Consider the following 12,255-nt stretch of genomic DNA (forward strand, 5'->3'; position numbering starts at 1 on the left):
CGATGGAACGGATGCGTGCCGGGTCGGCACCCTTATTCCGATGCGCGAGAAGCGCGAAAAGTTGCAATGAATCGGGCGACTAGGTCATCAGTCATGCAAGCGACGCTAGTCAGGCCGCTCGACGCGGCGAATCGCGTTGCCGGCTGCGCTCCTGCAGCACGCGACCGCCCGGGAACGCGACGGCCGCGCGCAAGCCGGCGACGGTGGATGCGTTGCGTACGCCGCGTCGCGCGACATTGAGGACGTGCTGCAACATCTCGCGTCGCGGCACTTCGCCTTCCTCGCGCACCAGCGAAAGACGGTGCAACGAATACAGTCCGACGATCGCGGAAATCAGGAAGAAGAACTGCCACCAGCCGATCGACAGCGTTACAAGGTCGAGTGCGCCATCGGGCGAACGCCAATTGACGGAGAAGCGCAGCTGGCGCTTTTCGAAGAAGCTCGCGAACAGGCCGCCGAGCAGCGGTGCGATGCCGGCGGCGAGCGCGGTGACCAGCGCATTCGTCGCGATGTACGCCGTTGCACGCCCGCGCGGCGCGAGCTTGAGCCCGATGGCGCTGGATGCGAGCGCGACGCCCGCGGACGTCATGCCCATCAGCACGTGCAGCGTGGTGAGGTAGGCGATGGTCCAGCCCGGCGGAGCGATCTGCCCGGCCAGCGCCATCGCGCCGATGCAGGCGATGAACGCAGGGGCGGCGACGCCGAGCACGGTCTTGTTCGCGAAGCGATCCGACAACCGGCCCCATGCGCGCAGCACGATGATGTTCGCGACCTGGCTGACGATGCTCATGAGCAGCACAAAGCCGGCCGACAGCCCGAGCTGGCGGATCATGTAGACGCTAAAAAAAGGCGCGGCGAGGTTGACCGCGAACTGCCACGACGCGAAGAAGCGAATCAGCCGACGAAAGCCGGCGTCATGCAGCGGCTCCATCAACATGCGAGCGAGGCCCCGACCGGGCACCGGTGCCGGCATCGGCGGTTCGGGCACACGCGACAGATGCCACGTGCTCACCAGGCTCGACAGGAAGCCGATGCCGTACAGCGCGGCAAACGCGAGCGGGCTACCACCGCCGCGGCCGCTGGGGTCGCCGAACTGCAACGCACCCGCTGCAGCAGCGGTACCCGCGATGCCGAGCGCGGTCGCCCAGATCGTGCGGCGCGCGAAGAACACGCCGAGCTTGGAGTCGGGAATGAGATCGCGAATCCACGAATTCCATGCGCAACCGGCGACTGCATTGAACGCACAGTGCACTGTCTCGCCGAGTACGAGCAGCACCAGCGCGACATTGCGATTCGGCAGGAAGCCGAGCATCGCCATCAGCGGCAGTGCCAGCCGCGCGACGAACAGCCCGGTGATCGCGACGCGACGCCGTGAGCGCACGCGCTCCAGCAGCGCGACCGCCGGCGCCTGCAGCAGCTGGGTGAGGAACGGAATCGCGGCGAGCACGCCGATCACCGTCGACGACGCGCCCAGCATCAGCGCATAGGCAACCAGCACCACGCCGCTGTTGAGCGTGCCGACGATGGTCGCGAACGCCGCGTCGAACATCAGCCGCCGGCCGCCTTCGCGCAGCTGGCTTCGGGGCATCTCGGTGGACGGGGACAGTCCGGGCATCGTCGCGTCGGCGGTCGCGGTGCCGCTAGCGGAACAGGCGGGGCGTGATGGTGTGATCGGCCGCTTGCGTCACGTCGTCTGCGCGCGACGCATCAACGCGATGCCGACCAGCAGCATCGCCGCGCCCCAAGCGAGGAACACGTAGTCCCAGATCGACAGGCCCAGCACTTGGACCACGTGGTGGATCTGTAGCAGCAGGTGATCGATCACGCCTTCGACCAGGTTGAACACACCCCAGCCCGCGAGCAATGCGCCGACGAACAGGCGCGTGGACAGCAGCGCATCGCGCCGCCGACAGGCTCGCCACAACAACGCGATGCCCGCCGCGGTGAGCAACCACACACCGGCGTGGAAGAACCCGTCCCAGACCATGTTGATCTTGGCGCCAACGAGCACGTCGTTCGGGATGCGCGCCGACAGCATGTTGTGCAGCTGCAGGATCTGGTGGAAGACGATGCCATCGACGAAGCCGCCCATGCCCATGCCGATCGCAAGACCCGCGGCGCGCACGGGAGCGGGGGAACGCTGCGTCATTGCGACGGCTCCTGACGTCGCCGATCACGTGCGGCAAGCGCGATGACTGCTGCGAGCAACGGCAAGGGAAGCGCGACCGCCGCGGCATGCGCAGCAAGGCCGTGATGCAGCACGTGGTCGCGCACCAGGCGCGCGGTCGGGCTGTGGCACAGCGTGCAGGCGTCGGCCGGAAATACGAAGCCCGAAAACATCAGCAAACACGCGAGGGTGGCGGGGTGCGGACGCATGCGAACGCTCGTCGAAACTGCACGGAACGCTAGGGGCGCGACCGCGGACGCTGCGTGACAGCGGCACGTCTTCATCCGCACGCGACGGCCGGTCGGGTTTTCCTATGTCGATGAGACCGCGCTATATCGCCGCCCAACGCCCCGACGGCAGCCCCTCGCTGCACCTCACCGCTCGCCAGTTGCGGCGCATGCGCACGCGCTTCCAGCGCCTCGCGGTGTTGATGGCGACGACGCTACTGACCGCGGCCTGCGTCATCCGCTAGCGCACGAGGGCCTGCGGACGGACTAGCATCGGCCGATCCTCCCGCCGGTGCCTGCGATGTCGACGCCCGCCTTCGAAACGCACGAAGTCGCCAACCAGCCTCCCGAGTTCGCACCGCGCGACCTGCATGCGGACGACATCGCCCTGCGCGAGGCCCTGCATCGCGAAGGCGCGTCCGCGTTCGATGCCGACATCGCGGCTTACGGCGCGCTCGCCGGCGACACGCTCTACACGCTCGGCTTCGACGCCAACCGCGATCGCCCGCGCCTGCGCACGCACGACGCGCGCGGCCGACGCATCGATCGCGTCGACTTCCATCCCGCGTATCACGGGCTGATGGACGCCGCGATCGGTCACGGCGTCGCCGGGCTGTCCTGGCATAACGGTCGTCCGGGCGCACAGGTCGCACGCGCGGCGCTGAGCTACCTCCACCATCAGGCCGACGCCGGCACCAGCTGTCCGCTGACGATGACCCACGCGGCGGTGCCGGTGCTGCGTCGCGAGCCCGCATTGCGCGAATGGGCGGACAAGGCCGCCGCGCCGCATTACGACCCGCGCGAAGTGCCGATCGCCGACAAGCGCGGCGTCACCCTCGGCATGGGCATGACCGAGAAGCAGGGCGGCAGCGACGTGCGCACGAACGCGACGGTCGCGACGCCGCAGGCCGACGGCCGCTATGCATTGGTCGGTCACAAGTGGTTCTTCTCCGCGCCGATGTCCGACGGATTCCTCGTGCTCGCGCAGGCGCCGGGCGGGCTGAGCTGCTTCCTGATGCCGCGCCGGCTCGACGACGGCGACAAGAACGCGTTCCGGCTGATGCGCCTGAAGGACAAGCTGGGCGACTGGAGCAACGCGTCGTCGGAAGTGGAGTTCACCGGCGCGCTGGCATGGCGCGTCGGTGCGGAAGGCCGCGGCGTGGCGACCATCCTCGAGATGGTGATGCTCACGCGGCTGGACTGCATGCTCGGCGCCGCGGCGGAAATGCGCATGGCGCTGGCGCAGGCGATGCATCACGCGCGGCATCGCGTCGCGTTCGGCGCGCAGCTGGTCGAACAACCGCTGATGCGCAACGTGCTCGCGGACCTCGCATTGGAAGTGGAGGCAGCGATCGCGTTGTCGATGCGTGTCGCGCGTGCGGTCGACAATGCGGCGAACGACACAGGGGAGGCGGCGTTCGCACGCATCGCTACCGCCGTCGGCAAGTTCTGGCTGTGCAAGCGCGCGCCGGTCGCGGTGAACGAAGCGCAGGAATGCCTGGGCGGCGCGGGCTACATCGAGGAGTCGATCCTTCCGCGGCTGTACCGGCAGGCGCCGCTCAATTCGATCTGGGAAGGCAGCGGCAACATCCAGTGCCTCGACGTGCTGCGTGCGTTGTCACGCGAGCCGGCGGCGCGCGATGCACTGTTCGCGGAACTCGACGCCGCGCGCGGTCACGACGATGGCTACGACGCTGCGGTCGAGGCGCTGCTGCAGACGCTGCGCAACGAACCGCCCGCCGAATCGCAGGCGCGCCGCATCGTCGAATCGCTCGCGCTCGCATTGCAAGCCAGCGTATTGCTGCGCGCGAGCTCGCCGGTTGCCCAGGCATTCGTCGCGACGCGCCTCGCCGAACCGCATCGGCTCGCGTTCGGCACGATCGACGACACGCGTATCGACCTCGGCATCGCGATCGATCGCGTGCTGCCCGCCTGATCAGTTCGTTCGCGGCGCCCAGGCCATCAGCACCGCGCCGCCGGCGATCATCGCGATCGCGATCCACTCGCGCAGCGACGGCCGCTCGCCGAGCACCGCCGTCGCGAACAGCGCGACCAGCACGACGCTGAGCTTGTCGACCGGCGCCACCTGCGAGGCGTGGCCGAGTTGCAGCGCGCGGAAATAGCAGACCCACGACGCGCCGGTGGCCAGCGCCGACAGCGTGAGGAACAGCAGCGTGCGCGGCGGCAGGGCGCGCGGGTCGCTCCATTTGCCAGTGAACGCGACGAAGGCGGCCAGCACCGCGACGATCACGAACGTGCGCAGCAGCGTCGCGAAGTCCGAGTCCACGCCCTGCAGGCCGATCTTGGCGCAGATCGCGGTCATCGCCGCGAACGTGGCGGAAAGCAGGGCCCAGAGCAGCCATCCGGAAGTGGTCGGCATGTTCGTCATCCCAAAGAAGGCGTTCGCAGACTAGCCGGCCGCAGCGGGCGGCGGCGTGTCGGCGCCGTCGCGCACGCGCGTCATGCGCTCGCGCCAGACCTCGGCCGTCTGCGGTTTGACGAACAGCGCAACGACTTCCGGGTGCGCGGCCTGCACGCCCGATTCGATGCGCCGGATGCACTGCTCGATACGCGGCGTGTCGAGGTGGTCGTGGAAGTCGGCGCTCAGCGCAGCGATCACCGTGTCCGGCCCGAACTGCTGGGTGATGACGCCGTTCGCGCAGCGCACGTCCGGGTCGTGCTTCGCGATGCGAAGGATGTCCTCGCGCACGGCGCGTCCCGCGCTCTCGCCGAGCAGCAGTGCCTTGGTCTCGCGTGCGAGCAGGCCGGCGGTCACGGCGAGGATCAGGCCGATCACGATGGATGCGCCGCCATCGAAGCGCGGATCGCCGGTGAGCTGGGCGAGTGCGATGCCGGCAAGTGCGACGGCCAAGCCGGCAAGCGCAGCGGTGTCCTCGAACAGCACGGTGAAGAAGGTCGGGTCCTTGCTCTGCCGGAAGGCCTGGAACCAGCCGAGCGCGCCCTTGTCGCGGCGGAACTGCCGGATGGCGACCATCCACGAATAACCTTCGAAAAGGATCGACGCACCGAGCACCAGGTAATTCACCAGCGGCCGCACCATCGGCTCGGGATCGCGCAGGTGGCGCACGCCCTCGTACACCGACACGCCGGCGCCGAGCGCGAACACGAGCAGCGCAACGATGAATGCCCAGAAGTAGAGCTCACGCCCATGGCCGAACGGATGCGCTTCGTCCGGTGCGCGATTCGCGCGTCGCATGCCGTGCAGCATCAGCACTTCGTTCGCGCAGTCGACCAGCGAATGCACGCCCTCGCTGAGCATCGCCGAACTGCCGGTGATGGCCGCGGCGACGAACTTGGTGACCGCCACCGCGACGTTGCCGAGCAACGCGGCGATGACGACCTTGTGGCCGGAAGACGCCATCGAAGCATCGCGGAGGTCGGGCGGCCGATGCTGGGTGCCGGGCCGTGAACCGGTCGTCGTGCTGCTCACTGAAAGCCGTTTTCCCCGCGGTCAGCGCGCAGACGGGTTCACAGCCGTTTGTCGTCGGCACGCTCACACGACGACGCACAGGCTGTGTTTCCGATCGCATGTGCGATCCCCGCCAACAGGAGAGAACGATGAGCGCGCCGAAGAAACCCGCGTCCGAGAACCCGCACATGATCCGCGCCACCAACAAGGGCCAGATCGACACGCAGGCCCAGCGCGAAGCGCAGCTTGCGCACAAGGACAACCAGGCCGACCAGTCCGAAGGTGCGAAGGCCGAAGGCCAGCCGACCGCCATGCACGGCAAGGGCGCCGGCTTCAGCCGCAACATGCACTGAGCGGTACCGACACGGACGTCGGGCGTGCGCACGGTCGCGCGCTCGGCGTCATGCAGGCGATGCGCGACCGCATGAATGTGTTTGCATTCGGACGACACCGTCGCGATGCGCACGTAACACGCGCGATGCAACGGTCGCCTGTCCCGGCACGAGGAGACATCATGAGTACGACCGGCAACGACAAGTCGTCCAATCCGATTTCGCGCGCGTTCTCGCGCATCTTCCATCACGACGACGAACACGCGGCGGCATCGCAGCCTGGCGCCACGCCGCATCCGACACAGAACACGCAGCAGGTGACGCCACGCGTCGCGGCCGCACCGGCACCGACCGTGCAGCAGCACGCCGCAACGCAACCGCGGGCGAACACGCAGACGATGGCGCCGCCGACACCGCATCCGACGCCGTCAGCCACCGTGTCGCCGACACCGACCGCCACGCAGCGCACCTACACCGTGCAGCAGGGCGATTCGCTGTCGAAGATCGCCAAGCACATCTATGGCGACGCCAACCGCTGGCAACTGATCTACAACGCGAACCGCGAACACGTGAGCGATCCGGATCGAATCTATCCCGGCCAGGTGTTGATGCTGCCGGACGCGCCTTCCGTGCATTGATCGACCGATGCGCATCACGACGAAGCCGGGCAGTGCCCGGCTTCTTCGCATCCGGGCGTCGCGCGCAAGCGGCTGTTAGCATCCCCGCGCCGGCCGGGGAGCCGGTGCAACGGCCGCGATGCGGCCTCACCAGGGGATGAACTCGATGAAGAACGGATTCGTGGCCGTCGCGGCCGCACTGCTGCTCGTCGCCGGCGCGGCACAGGCGAAGGGCGCCGTCGCCAAGACCGAAACGGCGATGTACGAAGGCAAGGATCAGAAGGCGGCCGCGAAGGCGCTGCTCGATGCGGCGATGTCGCAGACCGAAGGCGGCAGCTGGGAACGCATCGGCGTCGGCCGCGTGCTCTACCTCGGCGGCCAGAAGGCCGACGCGCAGGCGATCTTCGACCAGGTGCTGGCCGGCAAGCACGATGCCGGCGACGTCTACCGTGTCGCGCGCGTCTACGCCGAAGCGCACGACTGGGCGAAGGCCAAGCCGCTGTTCGACCAGTTCCTCGCGATGGGCGACTACGACGAGAAGGAGCTGTCGGAGATCGGCGCGTTCTACATGCTCAACGGTGACCGCGCCGCCGGCGAGAACTACTTCCGCCAGGCGATCGCACGTGATCCCAAGAGCACATGGGCTTCGATGCGGATGGCCGGTGCGTATCTGGGCGTCGAACCGCAGCCGTAAGCGGCCGCACCGCAGTCGAAAAGGCCGGCCTCGTGCCGGCCTTTTCTTTGCGGGACACCGCCAGCGTTGCTGAACGCGACAGCCGCTGCGGGTCGTCGCATCAAGAACCCGGCGACGCGGCCGATAGCCGATTCGAGTCGCCGCGCCCGGCGACCGCACGGATATCCGATGAGTCCTCCGCCGGCGCCGGCACCTGCCGCCGCTTCGCCCTACCAGCGTGCACTCGACCGCGGCTTTCCCAAGCTGCGCTTCGAGCCGTTGCTCGAGCGCGAGTTCCAGCGCTTCCACAGCCGCGTGAACCTGGCGCGCGTGCGCTGGTCGGCGTGGCTGGCGTTCGGGTTGTACGGCGTGTTCATCGCCATCGACGTGCTGACGTTGCCGGCCGACGTGCATCGCTGGACCGCGCCGATCCGCCTGTTCGCGATCATGCCGGCCTTCCTGTGGGTGATCGCGGCGACGCATCGCGAGGCATGGCAGCCACGCATGCAGGGCCCGATCACTGTCGCCGCCACGATGGCCGGGCTCGGCACCGTCGTGCTGATCGCGATTGGCCTGCGCGCGCGGCATCCGTTGCCGTACGAAGGCATCCTGCTGGTCGCGATGTTCATCTACCTGCTCGCGAGCCTGGGCTGGTGGCGCGCATTGATCGTCAACATCGCGACGCTGGCGGCGCTGGTCGGCGCCGAACTCGCCTGGCAGTCCGATCCGCAGGCACGGCTGTACCAGATCGTCTTCATGCTGGCGGCGAACATCGTCGGCGCGACCGGCGCGTACTTCCTCGAACATTCCACGCGCTCGGTATTTCTCGTGCAACGCCTGCTCAACGAGCGCGCATCGCACGACGGGCTGACCGGGCTTGCGAATCGCGTCGCGCTCGACGAGCACCTGTCGCGCGTGTGGCGACAGGCAGTGCGCGAGCGTGCATCGGTCGCGATCGCGATGGTCGATGTCGACCACTTCAAGCGCTACAACGATCGCTACGGCCACGCCGAAGGCGATGTCGCGCTGCAGGCGGTGGCGGGCGTGGTCGGCGCGCAGGCGCGGCGTCCGCTGGATCTTGCGGCGCGCTACGGCGGCGAGGAATTCATGGTGGTCTGGTATCGACCCGCCGACGGCGAACTCGACGTGCTCGGCGAACGCCTGCGTGGCGAGGTCGAAGCACTGCGCATTCCGCACGTGGATACCGACGGCGGCGTGCTCACCGCGAGCGTCGGCATCGCCTGCGTCGTCGCGACGCCGTCGGGTTCACCGCAACGGCTGATGGAAGCGGCCGACGCTGCGCTTTATGCCGCGAAACAGGCGGGTCGCAATGGCGTGCATGTCGATGGCGCCGCATCGCGCATTGCGGTGACGCCGCCGCTTTGATCCGCGCTTGATCGCAGGTGGGCTGACATTGCCGACTCGTTCGCTATCGGCCGATCGACCGGCCGTGGAGTTGTCATGCAGCAGTCCACGCCCCGCAATGAAACCCGCAACGCGACATCGCACGGCGCGTCGACCACGCCCGAGCTGATCGAAGTCGCGCGTTTCGATCATGAAGTCACCGGCGTCACCGTCACCGAGGACGGCCGCATCTTCGTCAACTTCCCGCGCTGGACCGAGGACGCGCCGATCTCCGTCGCCGAGCTGATGCTCGACGGCGCGCTGCGTGCCTATCCCGACGAGCGCTGGAACGAATGGCGCAATGCGCGCAAGAACGAGTTGTCGCCGGAGGATCGTTGGGTCTGCGTGCAGAGCGTCGTCGCCGACTGGCGCGGTGCCGTGTGGGTGCTCGATCCGGCGGCGCCTGCGTCGGCGCAACTGGTGAAGGGCGGGCCCAAGCTGGTGCGCATCGACCTCGCGAGCAACGAGGTGTCGCGCACGTATGCATTCGACGAGGACATCGCGCGCGAAGGCTCTTACCTCAATGACGTGCGCTTCAGCCTCGACGGTCGACATGCCTACATCACCGATTCCGGTGCGCGCGGCGCGATCGTCGTCGTCGATCTTGAATCCGGCAATGCGCGTCGCCTGCTCGACGGCCACCCGAGCACGCAGCCGGAGAAGGACGTCGTCGTGAAACATCACGGCCGCGAGATCCGGCGGCCTGACGGTCGCGGGGTGGAGTTCTCGGCCGACAGCCTTGCGTTGTCGCGCGACGGCGAGACGCTGTACTGGCAGGCGCTGACCGGCCGCACGCTCTACAGCATTCCTACCCGTGTACTCATCGACGCGAACGTGTCGGACGACGACGTCGCCAATGCCGTGCAGCGCGTCGGCGAGAACGGCGTCAGCGATGGCCTGTGGATCGATCCGCAGGGCCGCATGTACATCTCGGCACTGGAGGAGGATGCGATCAAGCTGCGCGAAGGCGATCGCGTCACCACGCTGCTGCAGGACGATCGCCTGCGCTGGCCCGACACGTTCTCGCAGGGCCCGGACGGCACGATGTACGTCACCGCGTCCCGGATCATGGACAACGCCTGGCATAACCCCGACGCCGATCCCGCCATCTCGACCACGCTGTTCCGCTTCTCCGTCGACAGCGACGAACCCGGCCGCGCGCATTGAGCGCGCACGACGACGGCCCGCGATACAGCGGGCCTCAAGGTCTGCCGGAAGCGGCCGTTAATGCCGTTATCCCTTCCCCGGCCGGGGCGATGACGCACGTTCTGATCGTCGAAGACGACGCCACCACCCGCGACGGGCTCGCGGGCCTCCTGGAGCTCGAAGGCTTCAGCGTCAGCCGTGCCGAGAACGGGCAGGTGTCATTGAGCCTGCTGCGCGCCGGCCTGCGGCCCGACGCGATCGTGCTCGACCTGGTCATGCCCGTGATGGACGGCCTGCGGTTCCTGAAAACGATTCGCAGCACCATCCATTCGAACATCCCCATCCTGGTGATGACCGCGGTGGGTGACCAGGTCGATCTCGACAACCTGGCCGAGGACATCGGCTGCCGCGTGCTTTCGAAGACCGGGCCGATCGAACCGCTGCTCGACGCGCTTCGCGCGCTCTGAGCCGTTACTGCAGCAGCGCCATCGCGTCGAACGCGGCATGCGCCAGCACCACCGGCCACAACCGCCCGGTGCGTGCATACCAGCCCGCGAACAGCAGGCCGACCGGAATGATCTGCAGCGCCGGCGCGCCCTGGTAGAGGTGGTACGACAGTCGCAGCGCCGTGCTCACGTTGATCGCGAACGCCGCACCGCGCAGTGGTTTGAGCACGCCGACCACGTAGCCGCAGAGCACCAGCTCCTCGAACAGCGGATTCACCATCGACACCAGCGCGACGGTGGCCAGCGGAATGCCATGCGCGACGAGCGCGTCGGTCGATTGCGGCGGCAGTTTCACCAGGCTGCGCGTCGCGAGGTCGACCGCATTGCATGCGAACGCGGTGACCAGCGTCAGCAGCATCGCCGCCGGCGCGTCCCAACCGCTCCACACGATGCCGAGGTGGCCGCGCTGCCAGCCGCGCATGCGCAGCAGGCCGAGCAGGCCCGCGAGTACGATCGCTTCGTAGACGACGAGGCCGCGCAGGCCGTCTTCGGTGATCGCCGGCTGTGTCGACGGCGCGAACAGCGACGCCATGCTCGACAGCACCGGCAGCGCGAACGCGACCAGCACGACGAGCACGAACTCCGTCCGCTGCGACATGGCCCGCACCATCTTCATCACCCCCGATTCGAACGCGGCGAAGCATACCGGCGGACGACGACGCGCGCGCACGCGGCCGCGAACATCGTCGTGCTTAGATGCGCCGACTGCCGGAGCCCTTATGCGCGCGTTCGCCGTCCCGTCGTTCCTGCACCCGCGGCGTCATCCGTCCGCCTACCTGCTGGGCGTGCAACTGCTCAGCCTCGTGCTGTACGCGCCACTGGGCGGCACCGAGTCCGAAGCCGGGCGCGCGCTGTTCAGTGCCGCGACGCTGGTCGTGGTGCCGCTCGCGGTGTGGGTGGTGCGACGCAGCCCGTCGGCCAATTCCGTCGCGTGGGCGCTGGCGATCCCGGCGATGCTGCTGTCGATCGCAGCGATCGCGTTCGATCGTCCCGGGCTGGTGATCTGGTCGTCGCTGATCGAATCGGCGCTGTACTTCTACGCCGCGGTGAGCCTGATCGGCTACATGCTGCGCGACCACGACGTCACCACCGACGAGCTGTTCGCCGCCGGCGCCACGTTCACCCTGGTCGCGTGGGCGTTCGCCTATGCGTATGTCGTCTGCCAGGCCTGGTATCCGCACAGCTTCATCGGCCTCGTACAACCCGAGCGCACGCGCACCTGGCTGGAGCTGCTGTTCGTCAGCATGTCGACGCTGTCGGGCGTGGGCAACGGCGACGTGGTGCCGATCGGCCCGCAGGCGCGCGTGCTGGTGATGTTCGAGCAGATGGCCGGCATCGGTTACATCACGGTTGTGGTGTCGCGGCTGATCGGCCTGTCGATCATGCGCGGGCGCTCATGACACGCGCCGGCACCGATGCGCGCACATCGCGCGCGAAGGCGTACCGTCGTCGCATGTCATCGCCGGAGGCCGCCATGTCCGTCCATCGCGTCATGTTCGTCCCGCTGTTGGCCGCGCTCGCCGCCTGCGCGACCGGCACCCCCGTTGCCCGCACCACGCCGAAAAGCATGGCCCTGGTCTGCGGCCCCGGCGGCGACATCGCCTGTTTCGAGCGCGCCAGCGACCTGTGCCGGCCCAACGGCTACGACCTGTTCGACCGCGACGGCCGCCCGGCCACGGTCGCCGACGCCCAGGTGCGCATCGTCGAGGCCTGCTGCCGGCCCTGAGCCGCACGGCGCACCACGGCTGCGTCC

The 12,255-nt window shown here is 68.3% G+C and carries 16 protein-coding genes; 10 read left to right on the forward strand and 6 right to left on the reverse strand.

The window, feature by feature from the left end:
- Window positions 1-109 precede the first annotated feature (109 nt).
- The 3 genes from ACVWWW_RS02470 to ACVWWW_RS02480 form a co-directional block, all read right to left on the reverse strand.
- On the reverse strand, window positions 110-1,615 hold the full coding sequence (locus tag ACVWWW_RS02470) for an MFS transporter (RefSeq protein ID WP_081672317.1): 1,506 nt from the start codon (window positions 1,613-1,615) through the stop codon (window positions 110-112).
- Between the two features lie 69 nt (window positions 1,616-1,684).
- On the reverse strand, window positions 1,685-2,149 hold the full coding sequence (locus ACVWWW_RS02475; RefSeq protein WP_027084023.1) for a DUF2243 domain-containing protein: 465 nt from the start codon (window positions 2,147-2,149) through the stop codon (window positions 1,685-1,687).
- Complete coding sequence (locus ACVWWW_RS02480; protein ID WP_027084022.1) at window positions 2,146-2,376, reverse strand: hypothetical protein; 231 nt, start codon at window positions 2,374-2,376, stop codon at window positions 2,146-2,148. The genes ACVWWW_RS02475 and ACVWWW_RS02480 overlap by 4 nt, the downstream gene beginning before the upstream one ends.
- Before the next feature lie 104 nt (window positions 2,377-2,480).
- Here ACVWWW_RS02480 and ACVWWW_RS02485 point away from each other — a divergent pair, with 104 nt between their 5' ends.
- Together ACVWWW_RS02485 and ACVWWW_RS02490 are read left to right on the forward strand one after the other, a co-directional pair.
- Entirely contained in the window at window positions 2,481-2,639 is a 159-nt protein-coding gene (locus tag ACVWWW_RS02485) for a hypothetical protein (protein ID WP_155914457.1), read from the forward strand.
- Between the two features lie 56 nt (window positions 2,640-2,695).
- The gene (locus ACVWWW_RS02490) at window positions 2,696-4,330 is read left to right on the forward strand and encodes an isovaleryl-CoA dehydrogenase (RefSeq protein WP_027084021.1); all 1,635 of its coding nucleotides are present in this window, start codon (window positions 2,696-2,698) and stop codon (window positions 4,328-4,330) included.
- Here the strand turns inward: ACVWWW_RS02490 and ACVWWW_RS02495 are convergent, their stop codons facing one another.
- Window positions 4,331-4,774, reverse strand: coding sequence for an EamA family transporter (locus ACVWWW_RS02495; protein WP_027084020.1), 444 nt, complete (start codon window positions 4,772-4,774; stop codon window positions 4,331-4,333). It abuts the gene before it with no gap.
- A 30-nt stretch (window positions 4,775-4,804) separates the two neighbouring features.
- Window positions 4,805-5,776 carry a cation diffusion facilitator family transporter gene (locus tag ACVWWW_RS02500; protein WP_027084019.1) on the reverse strand — a complete coding sequence of 324 codons (972 nt, stop codon included), beginning with the start codon at window positions 5,774-5,776 and terminating at the stop codon, window positions 4,805-4,807.
- A 197-nt stretch (window positions 5,777-5,973) separates the two neighbouring features.
- Here ACVWWW_RS02500 and ACVWWW_RS02505 point away from each other — a divergent pair, with 197 nt between their 5' ends.
- From ACVWWW_RS02505 to ACVWWW_RS02530, 6 genes are all read left to right on the forward strand, one after another.
- Complete coding sequence (locus tag ACVWWW_RS02505; RefSeq protein WP_027084018.1) at window positions 5,974-6,177, forward strand: hypothetical protein; 204 nt, start codon at window positions 5,974-5,976, stop codon at window positions 6,175-6,177.
- Window positions 6,178-6,338: 161 nt separating this feature from the next.
- Complete coding sequence (locus ACVWWW_RS02510) at window positions 6,339-6,794, forward strand: LysM peptidoglycan-binding domain-containing protein (protein ID WP_456998624.1); 456 nt, start codon at window positions 6,339-6,341, stop codon at window positions 6,792-6,794.
- A gap of 145 nt (window positions 6,795-6,939) precedes the next feature.
- Window positions 6,940-7,467, forward strand: a complete 528-nt coding sequence (locus ACVWWW_RS02515; protein WP_155914456.1) for a hypothetical protein — start codon at window positions 6,940-6,942, stop codon at window positions 7,465-7,467.
- A gap of 168 nt (window positions 7,468-7,635) precedes the next feature.
- Window positions 7,636-8,832, forward strand: coding sequence for a GGDEF domain-containing protein (locus ACVWWW_RS02520; RefSeq protein ID WP_036143275.1), 1,197 nt, complete (start codon window positions 7,636-7,638; stop codon window positions 8,830-8,832).
- 75 nt (window positions 8,833-8,907) lie between these two features.
- On the forward strand, window positions 8,908-10,017 hold the full coding sequence (locus ACVWWW_RS02525; protein WP_081672314.1) for an L-dopachrome tautomerase-related protein: 1,110 nt from the start codon (window positions 8,908-8,910) through the stop codon (window positions 10,015-10,017).
- Window positions 10,014-10,463, forward strand: a complete 450-nt coding sequence (locus ACVWWW_RS02530) for a response regulator (protein ID WP_155914455.1) — start codon at window positions 10,014-10,016, stop codon at window positions 10,461-10,463. The genes ACVWWW_RS02525 and ACVWWW_RS02530 overlap by 4 nt, the downstream gene beginning before the upstream one ends.
- Window positions 10,464-10,467: 4 nt before the next feature.
- On the opposite strand, the gene ACVWWW_RS02535 is transcribed toward ACVWWW_RS02530, so the two are convergent.
- Window positions 10,468-11,100 carry a CPBP family intramembrane glutamic endopeptidase gene (locus tag ACVWWW_RS02535; RefSeq protein WP_027084015.1) on the reverse strand — a complete coding sequence of 211 codons (633 nt, stop codon included), beginning with the start codon at window positions 11,098-11,100 and terminating at the stop codon, window positions 10,468-10,470.
- Window positions 11,101-11,221: 121 nt separating this feature from the next.
- Here ACVWWW_RS02535 and ACVWWW_RS02540 point away from each other — a divergent pair, with 121 nt between their 5' ends.
- Window positions 11,222-11,902 (forward strand): ion channel, encoded by a 681-nt coding sequence (locus tag ACVWWW_RS02540; protein ID WP_036143272.1) that lies wholly within the window; start codon window positions 11,222-11,224, stop codon window positions 11,900-11,902.
- Between the two features lie 74 nt (window positions 11,903-11,976).
- Window positions 11,977-12,228, forward strand: a complete 252-nt coding sequence (locus tag ACVWWW_RS02545) for a hypothetical protein (protein ID WP_155914453.1) — start codon at window positions 11,977-11,979, stop codon at window positions 12,226-12,228.
- Window positions 12,229-12,255 lie beyond the last annotated feature (27 nt).

It is taken from the genome of Lysobacter sp. HA18 (assembly GCF_054057595.1).

Coding starts and splice junctions, on each gene's coding strand:
- ACVWWW_RS02475 (WP_027084023.1), bottom strand. CDS start 2,149: ATGACGCAGCGTTCCCCCGCTCCCGTGCGCGCCGCGGGTCTTGCGATC.
- ACVWWW_RS02495 (WP_027084020.1), bottom strand. CDS start 4,774: ATGCCGACCACTTCCGGATGGCTGCTCTGGGCCCTGCTTTCCGCCACG.
- ACVWWW_RS02505 (WP_027084018.1), top strand. CDS start 5,974: ATGAGCGCGCCGAAGAAACCCGCGTCCGAGAACCCGCACATGATCCGC.
- ACVWWW_RS02500 (WP_027084019.1), bottom strand. CDS start 5,776: ATGGCGTCTTCCGGCCACAAGGTCGTCATCGCCGCGTTGCTCGGCAAC.
- ACVWWW_RS02525 (WP_081672314.1), top strand. CDS start 8,908: ATGCAGCAGTCCACGCCCCGCAATGAAACCCGCAACGCGACATCGCAC.
- ACVWWW_RS02520 (WP_036143275.1), top strand. CDS start 7,636: ATGAGTCCTCCGCCGGCGCCGGCACCTGCCGCCGCTTCGCCCTACCAG.
- ACVWWW_RS02490 (WP_027084021.1), top strand. CDS start 2,696: ATGTCGACGCCCGCCTTCGAAACGCACGAAGTCGCCAACCAGCCTCCC.
- ACVWWW_RS02480 (WP_027084022.1), bottom strand. CDS start 2,376: ATGCGTCCGCACCCCGCCACCCTCGCGTGTTTGCTGATGTTTTCGGGC.
- ACVWWW_RS02515 (WP_155914456.1), top strand. CDS start 6,940: ATGAAGAACGGATTCGTGGCCGTCGCGGCCGCACTGCTGCTCGTCGCC.
- ACVWWW_RS02485 (WP_155914457.1), top strand. CDS start 2,481: ATGTCGATGAGACCGCGCTATATCGCCGCCCAACGCCCCGACGGCAGC.
- ACVWWW_RS02470 (WP_081672317.1), bottom strand. CDS start 1,615: ATGCCCGGACTGTCCCCGTCCACCGAGATGCCCCGAAGCCAGCTGCGC.
- ACVWWW_RS02545 (WP_155914453.1), top strand. CDS start 11,977: ATGTCCGTCCATCGCGTCATGTTCGTCCCGCTGTTGGCCGCGCTCGCC.
- ACVWWW_RS02510 (WP_456998624.1), top strand. CDS start 6,339: ATGAGTACGACCGGCAACGACAAGTCGTCCAATCCGATTTCGCGCGCG.
- ACVWWW_RS02540 (WP_036143272.1), top strand. CDS start 11,222: ATGCGCGCGTTCGCCGTCCCGTCGTTCCTGCACCCGCGGCGTCATCCG.
- ACVWWW_RS02535 (WP_027084015.1), bottom strand. CDS start 11,100: ATGTCGCAGCGGACGGAGTTCGTGCTCGTCGTGCTGGTCGCGTTCGCG.